The sequence below is a fragment of the Clostridium uliginosum genome (assembly GCF_900112485.1).
GTDB classification, from domain to species: Bacteria; Bacillota; Clostridia; order Clostridiales; family Clostridiaceae; genus Clostridium; species Clostridium uliginosum.
Genome location: NZ_FOMG01000014.1, coordinates 22,676 through 35,991, shown reverse-complemented (window position 1 = coordinate 35,991; position 13,316 = coordinate 22,676). Strand labels below are relative to the sequence as shown.

At 28.0% G+C, this 13,316-nt stretch carries 12 protein-coding genes; 1 reads left to right on the top strand and 11 read right to left on the bottom strand.

Annotation, left to right across the window (positions count from 1 at the left end):
* Positions 1–45: 45 nt before the first annotated feature.
* A complete protein-coding gene (locus BM027_RS10255; protein ID WP_090091497.1) occupies positions 46–372 on the bottom strand; it encodes a PTS sugar transporter subunit IIB in 327 nt (108 codons plus the stop codon).
* Positions 373–1,007: 635 nt separating this feature from the next.
* Between BM027_RS10255 and BM027_RS10250 the strand changes: the two genes are divergently transcribed.
* On the top strand, positions 1,008–2,054 hold the full coding sequence (locus BM027_RS10250) for a PocR ligand-binding domain-containing protein (protein WP_090091495.1): 1,047 nt from the start codon (positions 1,008–1,010) through the stop codon (positions 2,052–2,054).
* Between the two features lie 491 nt (positions 2,055–2,545).
* Here the strand turns inward: BM027_RS10250 and BM027_RS10240 are convergent, their stop codons facing one another.
* The 10 genes from BM027_RS10240 to spoVAE all read right to left on the bottom strand — a co-directional run bounded on the left by BM027_RS10240 (position 2,546) and on the right by spoVAE (position 13,297).
* Positions 2,546–3,403 (bottom strand): DUF4163 domain-containing protein, encoded by an 858-nt coding sequence (locus BM027_RS10240; RefSeq protein WP_175559966.1) that lies wholly within the window; start codon positions 3,401–3,403, stop codon positions 2,546–2,548.
* Between the two features lie 328 nt (positions 3,404–3,731).
* The gene (locus BM027_RS10235; protein ID WP_090091491.1) at positions 3,732–4,988 is read right to left on the bottom strand and encodes a PTS ascorbate transporter subunit IIC; all 1,257 of its coding nucleotides are present in this window, start codon (positions 4,986–4,988) and stop codon (positions 3,732–3,734) included.
* Between the two features lie 87 nt (positions 4,989–5,075).
* Entirely contained in the window at positions 5,076–5,360 is a 285-nt protein-coding gene (locus tag BM027_RS10230) for a PTS sugar transporter subunit IIB (protein WP_090091489.1), read from the bottom strand.
* Positions 5,361–5,382: 22 nt separating this feature from the next.
* Positions 5,383–5,829, bottom strand: a complete 447-nt coding sequence (locus BM027_RS10225) for a PTS sugar transporter subunit IIA (protein ID WP_090091487.1) — start codon at positions 5,827–5,829, stop codon at positions 5,383–5,385.
* Between the two features lie 300 nt (positions 5,830–6,129).
* Positions 6,130–7,050: a transketolase family protein gene (locus BM027_RS10220; protein WP_090091485.1), complete on the bottom strand. Its 921-nt coding sequence runs from the start codon at positions 7,048–7,050 to the stop codon at positions 6,130–6,132.
* Between the two features lie 13 nt (positions 7,051–7,063).
* Positions 7,064–7,885, bottom strand: a complete 822-nt coding sequence (locus BM027_RS10215; RefSeq protein WP_090091483.1) for a transketolase — start codon at positions 7,883–7,885, stop codon at positions 7,064–7,066.
* Between the two features lie 23 nt (positions 7,886–7,908).
* A complete protein-coding gene (locus tag BM027_RS10210; protein WP_090091481.1) occupies positions 7,909–10,032 on the bottom strand; it encodes a BglG family transcription antiterminator in 2,124 nt (707 codons plus the stop codon).
* Between the two features lie 294 nt (positions 10,033–10,326).
* Entirely contained in the window at positions 10,327–12,090 is a 1,764-nt protein-coding gene (recQ, locus tag BM027_RS10205; RefSeq protein WP_090091479.1) for a DNA helicase RecQ, read from the bottom strand.
* 571 nt (positions 12,091–12,661) lie between these two features.
* Positions 12,662–12,862 (bottom strand): DUF1657 domain-containing protein, encoded by a 201-nt coding sequence (locus BM027_RS10200; RefSeq protein ID WP_090091477.1) that lies wholly within the window; start codon positions 12,860–12,862, stop codon positions 12,662–12,664.
* A gap of 81 nt (positions 12,863–12,943) precedes the next feature.
* Positions 12,944–13,297, bottom strand: a complete 354-nt coding sequence (gene spoVAE / locus BM027_RS10195; protein WP_090091475.1) for a stage V sporulation protein AE — start codon at positions 13,295–13,297, stop codon at positions 12,944–12,946.
* Positions 13,298–13,316 lie beyond the last annotated feature (19 nt).

Here is a 13,316-nt window from a genome sequence, read left to right as displayed (position 1 = left end):
ATATTATTGGCAATGTTAATTAGCTACTTTATTTTAAAATTTTACCTATTTATTTTGATTTTCTCTTATCATTTTGATGGCTTGTTTTAAAACTTTTTCACCATTCATTGTCCCATAATGTGCTGAGTTTATAACATCTAAAGGTATATTTTTTTCTTTACATTTGCCTTCGATATCTTTTAATAAAAACTTTACTTGTGGTCCTAATAATATGCAATCAGCTTGTCCGTTTTCAATTATTTCAAATGATTTAGCAAATGGTAAAGCTTGTATTTGTACCTCTACGTTGTGAGCTTCAGCAACGTTTCTCATTTTTGATACTAGTAGACTTGTTGACATTCCAGCATCACAAAATAAAAATATGTTTTTCATTATATCTACCTCCAATTATTTAATAGTAAATAAATTATTACTTATTAATTAATTTAAGTAGCAATTATCATGCCAATAATATTTAAGTTGCAAATTTAAGCAATTAAAACAGTTTTAAATGGATTGATTATACTTTTTTTATAAGTGTGTTAAAATTCAATACATTTTTTAAACGTTTTCTTTGTTTTTACTATTAGTGTGTTGATTTAATAACAAAATATATACATTCTATCTTCTTAACCAATACAGTAAAAATTTTATAAATTTCTTCACTTAATCTGCATTAATAATTGTAACATATTTATATTATTTTTGTATCTATTGTCAAATATGGTCATAGTTTGTTTAGGTCCATGAAAGAAAATAACAAGCTTTCCATCTTTTATTAATAGTTAAATTTATATATATATGTTGCAATAAAAACTATTCAAAAAATTAAGTAGATGTTTACGTTTTTTTTGCACATTTGAATTTGCAACATATATAAAATTATTCAAGATAATCCAAAAAAAGTCGATAATTAAGATAAAGCTTAGATATATAAGATTAAATAAGGAAAAGTATTGTTTAATTACATATATTTCAACAGTACTTATGTAACTTATATTATAGAGTGTATATTAGGAGGAGTTTTTATGATAAAAATGTTAGACAAGAATGAACTAGATATGGATGCCTTGGAGATAAAAGATATAATTGATACAAAATTATTACAAAAATTCCAAGATGATTTTGCGTTTGCAATGAATTGTGCAAGTGTTACTGTGGATAAAAACGGAAAAGCGGTGACAAATCCTAGTTCTTATACAAAATTTTGTAATGATTTGATTCATTCAACAAAAAAAGGAGATGACAGGTGTGCAGCTTCTCACAAAAGGATGGGGGAAGAAGCAAGAAGAACAGGAAAACCCTTTGTAGGAGTATGTCATGCTGGCCTTATAGATTTTGCAGCACCAATTATTATAGAAGGAAGTTTAATAGGAACAGTTTTAGGTGGTCAAATGTTAAATATTGCCCCTAAAGAACACGATTTTATACAAATTGCAAAAGAAATAGATGTACATGGAGATTCTCTTGTGGAAGCAGTACATCAAGTTAATATAGTAGATATGAAAAACATAGAAGCAGCAGCAAATGTATTATTTCTTGTAGTAAATTCCCTTGCTAAAAATGGACATAATGAAATTAAATTAGATATATTATCAAAAAGGTTGTCCGATAATTTTATGCAAGTGTCTGCTACAGTAGAGGAACTTTCAGCATCAGCAACAAATATTGCATCTCAGCAAGAAGAATTAAATAGCGAAGTAACACAAGTAGGAGTGGTTACAGAACAAATTAATGGCATACTTGATGCTATAAAAAGCATAGCAGCTCAAACTAAAATGTTAGGACTTAATGCGTCTATAGAAGCTGCACGTGCAGGAGAATTAGGAAAAGGATTCTCGGTTGTTGCAAAAGAAATAAGAAATTTAGCTGAAAATTCAAAGGAAACAGCAAAGAGTATTTCAGAATTAACAACTAAAATACAAGAATCAGTTAATGGAACTATAAAAAACTCTAAAATAACTCTTGAAACAACTAAAGAACAGTCAAATGCAATGGAAGCAGTTAATGAAAACATTCAAGATTCTTTATATATTGTGGATCAATTGAATAACATGATGGAAAATTTAAAATAGTAAATTAATTGTAGTCCTATTATGTAATTTTATTAAAAGATAACATATAAATTGTTAATTATATAATTTATATTCTCTTTTTCAATAATTATAAGAAACGTTTTTCGGTTTTATATAGTAATAAAGCCTCAAGACCGAATTCACCTATTAATGTTATTCTTAAATTACTAATTATAAAAGAAATATTTCAGCAAACAAATTAAGAGCTTATCGATTTTCTTCATTTAGATGTAAGATGTCAATATGCTTTAAATACAACTAATTATGAAACACAACCAGTATCAATAAATACTCTAACAAATTTTAGAATCAGAACCACCCGTAAAACGAGTGGTTTGCTCTGCGCTTATAAGGTTTTGTTATTGGCCGTGCTACTTCCTCTCGCATTGAACGGTTTTCCAACCGCATACTTTCACTGGCTTCACCTAAAAGAAAAGGTGCTTTTTTTCATTGTTTTTAGACTATATTTTAAAGAACTCTCACTCTCTTCATTATTTTTTCACTGCAAATTCTGCATGGTCTCCCATTGCATGATTCACCTCTAAGCTAATCACTATATTACCATCATCCATATAGCTATATACTCCATTTGGGGGAGATTCTAATTTCTCATTTGATTTATAAAAATCAGCTTCTTTAAGCATACTAAGAAGTTCTTTACTATCATAATTTTCAAGGATAGATCTTTGAGCCTCTACTAATTCTTTATTATCTGAAAGAACTGTAACAACATTTGGATCTTTTAATTTATTTAATACATCATTTACATCAGCATAATCTAAAAGGCGTATACTACTCCCCTTTTCTATATCTATATTAGTTGTATAAAATACAGAAACTGGATATGCCGCTCCAGTTACATTACTATATCCAGTGTAAACTATTGAGATATAATTATTATTTCTAAGTTTTACTTCATAATTTATATCCATAGTTACTTCATTAATATTTGGATCGTCTTCAAAATAATTCTTTAAAATGCTTAAAGCCTCTTCCTCTAAATCCTTATTAATCGCCTTAAGTCTTTCCTCATTAGAGAAATTTTTCACTTGAGGATAATTAATCTCAACACTATTTTTATGATAAGTTTTAGTTACTATTTCATATCTGTTTAAGTTGTTTACTAAATCTTTAGAACTTGTACCCTCTTTACTGATATCAGATTCTTTATTTAAATTACTATCATTAATTTTATCTTCGGTATTATTTTTATCTACAATTTTATTGTCAGAAGTATACACATTAGTTGTATTACTTGAAGAGTTCTCATTAGGGTTAGTGCACCCACTTAGTAGAATTGTACTAGCTAATGTTACAAGTATTAAAGGTATTATTATCTTTATTTTCATGCATTTATCCCCCTCCACATATATTGTGTAATACATATTAATTTAACACAATATTGAATCTAATACAAATTAAGTCTATTATGTTTTTCATCTATTAAACTTTTATATAATAAAAAAGTAGAAAATTATAGAATACTCCATTAAAATTCTACTTTGATGTTCCACCTTTTTTAGCTTAAGTATGTTTTCACTAAGGCACGTGAAAGAAAAATAAAATCCTGTCTTGCAATGATTTTGTAAGACAGGACTTTCTTATAATTTCTTATTTTTATTCTTAAGAATATCTCTTTGGATGTTTGCTAATTCTTTATTCTCTGATTAATAAATATTATGCAAATATTGATAATATCTTACCTAGTATTATTCCAAATACTCCAAAGTCTGCATCACTGAATGTTGATCCTGCAAATCCTAGACCACCTAGTACTGGCATTAATAATGCTGGTAGGAATGTTATTAATAATCCTTGTGCAAATGCTCCTAGTATAGCTCCTTTTCTTCCCCCTGTTGCATTACCAAATACGCCTGCTGTCGCTCCACAGAAGAAGTGAGGAACAACTCCTGGTAATATTGCTGGTGCTCCCATTGCTAGTAATATACCTAATCCAACAACACCACCAACAAAACTTGATAAGAAACCTATTAATACTGCATTAGGTGCATAAGGGAATACTACTGGACAGTCTAATGCTGGTTTAGCATTAGGAACTAACTTCATTGCAATCCCTCTGAATGCTGGAACTATTTCTGCAAGTATTAATCTAACTCCTGCAAGAATAACATAAACTCCACCTGCAAATGTTATTGATTGTATTACTGAAAATACTACTAAGTTTTTACCACCACTTATTTCAGCTACATATGCTGGTCCTGCTACTATTGCTACTATTAAGTATAAAGCTAACATTGTTATAGATATTGCAACTGATGTATCTCTTAAAAAAGTTAAACTTTGAGGAAAATTAATTTCTTCTGTTGATTTAGAATTCTTACCAACAGCTTTACCAACTAAAGCTGCTAGAATATATCCAAAAGTACCAAAATGACCAAATCCAACTTCATCTGTACCTGTGATCTTTCTCATGAAAGGTTGTGCTAATGTTGGCATACCCGCCATTATTAATCCCAATAATAATGCTCCAACAATAACTACAGATGATCCTTTAAAGCCTCCTGCAACTAATATTACAGCTAACATACAAGCCATATATAAAGTATGATGTCCTGTTAAGAATATGTATTTCATCTTTGTGAATCTTGCTATTAATATATTTGCGATCATACCTAATGCCATAATAAGTGCAGTCTCTCTACCTAAATCAGTAAGACCTAAACTTACTATTGCTTCATTATTTGGAACTATTCCTGTAATTCCAAATCCATGTTGAAACATTTGTCCAAAGTATCCAAGAGCACCTTGCACTAAAGCAGCTCCTCCACCTAGAACTAAAAATCCCATAATTGTTTTAATTGTACCTGTGATACATTCAGTAACAGATTTTTTTTGTAATATTAGTCCTATAAGTGCAACTAAACCAACCAATATTGATGGTTCACTAAGTATATCAACTATAAAGTTTAACATATGTAATACCTCCTATTTTTATAATGACAAATAAATTATTTAGTTCAATGCTAAACTCATCTAAGTTAAGCATTGAACAAGTATGAATTAAACATATTTCAATTTCTTTAATACTTCAATAAGCTTGTCTTTTAATTCTGCTGAATCTATCATATTGTTTAAAGAAACAACTTCTCCACCAAGACCTTCAAGTCTAACTGCAATGTCTCTTGTTCCAACATATACATCTGCTGGAATTCCTTTTGCTGATGATAAATCTGAGTGTGCTACCTCAATTCCTTTAATTCCTAAAGATTTTAATGTATTTTCAATGTTCATTTCAATCATAAAACTACTTCCTAATCCTGATCCACAACAAACTAAAATTTTCATAATAAATTCCTCCTAATTTCTCTTATTTATATTTTTTAATAATATTTATTATATCTTTAACTTCATTTGCATTTATTAATGTATTTAAGTCTTCAGTATTCATTAAAATCTCCATAAGTTTTGATAAAAAACTTAAATGACTTGTATTATCCTTAGCTGCTAATGTTATTACCAATTTTACTGGATCATTTAACTCACTTCCAAATTCTATTGGATCTTCTAAAGTTATTATACTAATTCCAGTCTCATTTACTCCAGCTTCTGGTCTTGCATGGGATAATACAATTCCTGGTGCTATTACCATGTATGGTCCTAATTCTTTAAAATTATTTATTATTTCTTCTTTATAACATTCTTTAATGAATCCTTTATTTTCTAATAATTTGGCGCCTTTATTTATAGCCTCCTTCCAATCTTTACATTTAACTTTTACATCTATTAATTCTGATGTTATTAAATCTACTAACATGTTTTAATATCTCCCATCCATTTATTGACCTTTGGTATACTCTAATTATATTAACTTTTTCTTCTTTTTTGAATAGGTTTACACCACTATTAGTTTCCAATCAAATATGAAAATTTGAACTTACTTTTTCAAATTCATCTATGTTTTAAAATAGTATTGATGTTATAGTAGAAGAGCGAATTGGCATTGGAATTTACATAAAAACTCTCCATACAAAACTTATTTAAAATTACTTTAAAAGCTTTGTAGGAGAGTTCTATTAATTATAAATTATTCACTTAATCTTATGATTGATATTATTTATTTTAGCATTGACTTGCACGTATCAACAATATCATTAGCTGTCATTCCATATTTTTCACTTAAAAACTTTATACTACCTACTTCTCCAAAATGATCTTTGACACCTAAGCTAATAATATGACTTGGGCATTCTGCGCATGAAACTTCTGCAATAGCACTATATAAGCCACCTATTACATTATGGTTTTCAATAGTAACAGCTTTCTTTGTTTTATTAAGAGATTTAACTATAGTCTCTTTGTCTATTGGTTTAATAGTAGGAACAGATATAATTTCGCAATCTATTCCTTCATTTTCTAGAAGCTTACCTGCTTCTACTGCTGTATTTGTCATCAATCCAGTAGCAAATATAGTTATATCTTTTCCTTCTTTTATAACATCAGCCTTAAATAAATTAAATTCATATTCTTCATCATGCACCTTTGGCACATCTTTTCTAGGAATTCTTATATATACTACACCTTTGTAATCAACTGTTTTATATAGTACTTCTTTTAGTTGAAATTCGTCAACTACATCAATAATAGTAACTCCTGGAATACTTCTTAATACTGCAATATCCTCAAAGCTCATATGAGTTCCACCATTTAGTTCAGATGCAATTCCTGCATCTGTTGCTATAATCTTAACATTTTGCTTTGCATAAGCCATAGAAATTGCTATTTGATCACAAATTCTTCTTGATGAAAAAGCAGTAAATGTACATATGTATGGGTTCATTCCATAAGCACTCATTCCTGCCGCCATACTTGCCATATTAGCTTCACTTATCCCAACATCAAAAGCTCTTTCAGGAAATACTTTTCTCAAAGGCATAGTTCCATTTGCCTCTGCCAAATCTGCATCCATAAATATGATATTATCGTTTTTATTCATTAAATCTTCCATTACATTACATAAAACTTTTCTCATTTCCATAACTGCTTCCCCCTTACTTTAAAAATTCTAATGATTCTTTAAATTCTTCATGACTTAAACCCATACTATGACTCTTATATCCTGCATTTTCTATGGCAGGTATACCTTTGCCTTTTACAGTATTAAGTATTACAGCTGTAGGTTTATCTTGTTTCTTACATCTATCTATCGCTTCATGAATTTCTGCAACATTATGTCCATCACATACATTCTCAACATTAAATCCAAATGCTTCCCACTTCTTATCCATTGGACTCATATTTATTATATCTGCTAAAGTTCCATCTAATTGCATTTTGTTATAATCAACAAACACAATTAAATTATTTAATTTAAAATTACTAGCTGCTAATGCTGCTTCCCAAACTTGACCCTCTTCGCATTCTCCATCTCCAACTATACAATAAATATATGAATTATCTTTTTTAATTTTAGAAGCCTTTGCCATACCAACTGCACAACTTATTCCTTGTCCAAGTGAACCTGTTGTCATATCTATTCCATTTGTTTTATTCATATCACAATGGCTTGGTAGATTAGTATTTTCTTTATTTAAAGTTAATAATTCTTTTTTTGTTATATATCCTTTATCTGCTAATGTGGCATAAAGTGCAGGTCCTGCATGGCCCTTAGATAAAACTAACCTATCACGTCCCTCCATTTTAGGATTTGATACATCTATGTTCATTTCTTTATTGTAGAGTAATACTAAAATTTCAACTATTGATAAGCTTCCGCCATAATGACCTTTTCCTACACTGTGAATTTCTTTAAGTATTAATTTTCTGACCTCTTTACATCTTTCATTAAGAAAATTGACTTCTTCTCTTTTCATAAATTCTCCTCCTTAATACTTGATTAATATTTTTTAATTATATCTATCACTTCATCTTTTGACGAAGCGGAAATTAAACTATTTAAATCATTTGCATTATTTATTAAATTCATAAATCCAAGTAATGCATTTAGATGAGACTCCTTATCCTTTGTTGCAAAAGTTAATACCACTCTTACAGGATCATTAAATTCACTATTAAATTTTATTGGATATTTTAGATTTATAAGACTCATTGAAGTTCTATTTATTTCATCTGCCATATCTACATGGGATAAGCATACCCCTGGTGCAATAACCATATATGGTCCTATTTCTTCTAATTTTTCTATTATGCCTTCTTTATATTTCTCTGTTATATAATCTTTTTTAATTAATATATCTGCACCTTTAGATATTACATCTTTCCAATCCTTACAATTTAGCTTTATTTCTATATTTTCTTTCTTTATAAAATAACTTAGTGACTGTTTTTCTTTATTAGAAATTTCTATTTCTTCTTGCTTTTTCATTTCATATAAAATTTCATATCTTAACTGCTCTTCATCTCTAATATCACAATATTTTTTTATCTTCCCTAATATCCTATCAAGTAATAATATTTCATTTTTACCCTTATCTATTTTTCTAATTGGATGCATATAGTTTTCTAATTTTTCTAAATCTCTACTTGTAATAAGTGGAGAAACTTTTATATATTTATCTTTATTTAAGCTTGGTATATCTACAGTGCTTATAATATAATCACAACTATTTTCTAATTCAGATGTTATATTTCTACTACTATAAGTTCCTAAAATATTAACATCAAATCGTTCTAATATTTTAGATGCAACAAGCTTAGATGAACCAATTCCAGATCCACAAACTACTATGATTTTAGCTTGTCCGTTAGTTTTTTGTTCATATCTAGCTATAACAGCTGCATAATGAAGAACTATGTATGAAATTTCATGCTCTCCTAATTCTTTACCTATATATTCTTCTAAATATTTGCATGCAGTTGTAACTACTTTAAATAATCTTGATTGTTCAGATTTTATTCTTTCAAAAAGTGGATTTATAATTTTTGATCCATATTTAACTCTATATAAACTAGGTCTTAAATGTAATAATAGTCCATCATACAATCCTACTCTTTCTTCATCAAGATCTATCTTATAATATGACTCTATATATTTAGTCATAAAATCAATTATATTTAATAATTTATTATCCTCATTCTTATTTACTAAAAAGTTATTATTAACAACTTTTGCTCCTAAAAGGTGAATAACTATATAACTTATTTCTTCATTTGGTACTTTTATTTGATATTTATCTTCTATCTTTTTAATAATATCTTTTGTAACTTCATATTCTAATGTCTCTTTAACAAAGTCATAATTGACTAATTGAGTACTTAGTACCTTTCCTATTTGTACTCTTTTTATCATTATTGCTAAATGTGTTATTAATCCACCATATGCTTCATCGCTAAATTCCCTTTTTAACTTAACTTCAGCATTCTTTATAAGTTCATCTATAAAATCAATATCTATTTCTTTAAATAATGCATCAAATTGAAGCATACTTATTTTTGACTGACTTGATTTTTTTGAAGCATAATTAACAACTTCCTCTACAGACACACTTTCTGAAATAATATCTATTACAGCATTTCTTTTATCTATTTCTAATCCTTCAACAATAAGTCCAACTCCTGGTTTTCTAACCAGATTCAAATTGTACTTCTTTAGATTTTCTTGTATTACATCGAATTCTTTTAACAATGTATTCTTAGAAATACATAGTTTTTCTTCAAACTCTTTAATTTTCATATTTTCATTTTCCTGAAGAAGTCTTAATGTCATAAAAAGTATTCGTTCTTCTTTTGAATATGCATATTTATATGGTGTGTATTCTGATGTAAATCTTTCTATGTATACCTTTACTTCTTTGCTATTCGTTACCTTAATACCTTGTCCATATTTTTTATCGAAATATTCAAAACCGTTCTTAACTAAAAAGTTTTCTATTTTATCTATCTTGTATCTAATTGCTCTATCTGTTATTTTGTATTTTTTAGCTAATTCCTCAACTTTTATATAATCATCTTTTTCAATCATATATCGAAGTATCTCCATGCACTCTTTATTAAGTTCCATGTTTATCACTCCTTTTCTTCTCTCTTTAATTATACAAATTTAATCAATGAAATTAATATACCATTGTGAATCTTTCTTTTCTGTTTAAATTTGAAAATTTGAACTTACTTAATCACATAAAAAAATAATAGACCAGTATGATTGTCTATTTTGGGCCATAATACGTCAGCAAGTTCAGTTAATAACTTATGCTATTAACTAACTTACCTCCTTTTCTGACGCCAAATATACAACTCATCTTTGGTCTATTATTTTCTTTCATGTGACTTAGATATTCCACCTTTTAACTCTCACTTAAAACATAGCCATAATTTTTAATATTTCTTCTCCATAAGCATTTATTTTTTTCTCCCCAACACCTCTAATTTCTAATAGTTTTTCTAAAGTATCTGGCTTATTATTTGAAATATCAATTAATGTTGTATCTGAAAATATTATATATGGCTTAATTCTTTCTCTATAAGCTTTATCTTTTCTCCATTTCTTTAATTCTTCAAATAATTGTTTATTTAATATTGTATCTTCCTTATCTAAAATCTTAAATACTACTTTTTCTTTATTTTTTAATACTCTAAATGAACGTGCATTAAGTTTTAGCATTGAATATGTTCCCTCTTTCAAATCAACATACCCTTCATTTAATAAACTATTAATTAAGTCTTTTATAAGTCCACTTCCATGCTCTTTCATTATTCCATATGTAGTTACTTTATCTAAATTATTTTGTATTATTTTAGGGCCTTTAAATCCTTTTAGAACATCTATAAGTACTGATATTCCATACATCTCTTTCGTTCTAAATACAGTTGATAAAATCATTTGGCTTTCTATTGTAAAATCCTTTAATTCATCATCATTTAAACAATTGCTACAATTATTACAATAACTTCCCTTATAATCATTTTCAAAATATTTTAATATAAAGTTTCTATAACAACTTTGTAGATTACAATAATCAATCATAGACTGTAATTTTCTTAGTTGAATTTCTCTCCTACTCATTATAGAACTCTTATTTATTATATATTCAACTCTACTAATATCTTCTTTTGCATAAAATAGATAGCAATTGCAAAGTTCTCCATCTCTTCCCCCTCTTCCTATCTCTTGATAATAGGATTCTATATTTTGAGGAATGGTAAAATGAACTATAAATTTAATATTGGACTTATCTATTCCCATACCAAATGCATTAGTAGCAACAATTACATCTAATCTTTCATATAAAAAATCTTCTTGAAATATTTCTTTTTCTTCATCTTTAAGTCCGCCATGATACTTACCTACATTGAAACCTAAATCTTTTAAATAATAGTATAAATTATCAACTTCTTTTCTTGAAGCACAATAAACTATTCCTGATTCGCCTTCATTATCTCGAAGTATATCCTTTAAAGTTTCTAATTTATCTACTTCTTTTAATATAGTAAGATTTAAATTTTCTCTATTAATATTTCCCTTATATACATAAGGATTTAGTAACCCTAATAACTTTATAGAATCTTTTCTTACTTCTTCTGTAGCTGTAGCTGTAAACGCTGATATTATAGGTTTATCTTTTAATTCTTTGCAAAAGTTTTGAATTGCTAAGTAACTTTTTCTAAAGTCATGTCCCCATTGAGATACACAGTGAGCTTCATCAATAGCAATTTGAGAAACTTTAAGATCCCTTATCATATCTCTAAACAGCTTAGATTCAAGCCTTTCAGGTGAAATATAAATAATCTTATATTCTCCAATTGATGTTTCAGTTAATATTTCTTTTATTAACTCAGTATTTTGAGTACTATTAATATATGTAGCTTTTACACCTAGTCCTGTTAAATTATCAACTTGATCTTTCATTAAAGAAATTAGTGGAGATATTACAAGAGTGACTCCTTCTAAAACAATTGCAGGTATTTGATAACAAATAGACTTTCCTCCACCAGTTGGCATAAGGCAAAAGGTATCTTTCTTTTCAAGTATACTATTTATAATTTCAAATTGACCTCTTCTTAAAGTATTAAATCCATAATATTTCTTTAAAACAAAGAAAATCTTTTCCCTATTATTCACTATACCCCACCTTACCTTTAATAATATATCTTTCAATTTACAATGAATGTATAAACTTAATTAAAACCGTATTGATATTGTTATATAAAGCTCATGGACTGTGAAATTTAAGATGAAGCTCGACTCACATTCGTTCGCTGAGTAAGTTCGATAAGCAAAATATAAAATTTTGACTCTCACTTAAAAACTCTAAAATGAATATTAGTCCTATTAATGCATGCTCCCAATCACAGATTGTGACAAGCATTAATAGTACAAATATTCATTAAGAGTTCTACAAAGTAAACTTCAATGCCAATTCGCTATTATATAACAATATCAACACTCTGCTAAAACATAGCCAATAATTAAAATTACGATTGCTGAAACTATTATTTTTATATTAATAGTATATACCACACCTAATAATTTTTAAACATAAGTTCAATAGTTTTAAAGCATAGCGAAACATAAAAAACTCACGACATAATATCGTGAGTTTTCTTTTGTTCAGAGTGTTTAAACAATATAATAATTTCTTTATAAATTTATTATATAATTCTTTCTTCAACTGTAAATGTAAAAGTTAATATTACTTATATTGAGGTTCTTGTTCCTGAATATATTGTAGTCTTCCGTTCAAAACTTCTAGTGAAGAATCAAGTTGTTTACCTATTTGTTCGAAATCATTTTTTGCTTGTTGATCTTCAGTTTCTAAAGAAAATGTTTTCATTGTAGCAGAAGCACTTTGTATTCCTGCAATTACTTGTTTCATTTGAGTTCCTACAGACACAGTTATCACCTCCTTTCAAATATATTTAAGGCCTATTCAAATGAATAACAGGTCAATTTTCGGTCTATTTTTTTAATATACTTAACCTTTTGGTTTAAATATTATCGCAGCAATAAACCCAAAGATTATTGCTGCAGATACCCCCGAACTTACTGTCTTTAAAACACCAGTAAATATGCCTATAAACCCTGTTTCTTCAGCATCAAGTAGAGCTCCAGTTACAAGAGTATTTCCAAAGCTACTTATAGGTACAAATGCACCTGCACCTGCAAGCTTTACTAAAGGATCATATAGACCAAGTCCTCCTAAAATTGTTCCAATTACAACTAATGTGCAAGTAGTATGTGCAGGCGTAATCTCTAAAATATCCATTATAAGTTGCCCAATAACACAAATTAAACCACCTATTATAAATGCAAAAATAAATTTTTCCATAATTTAACTCACACCTTCT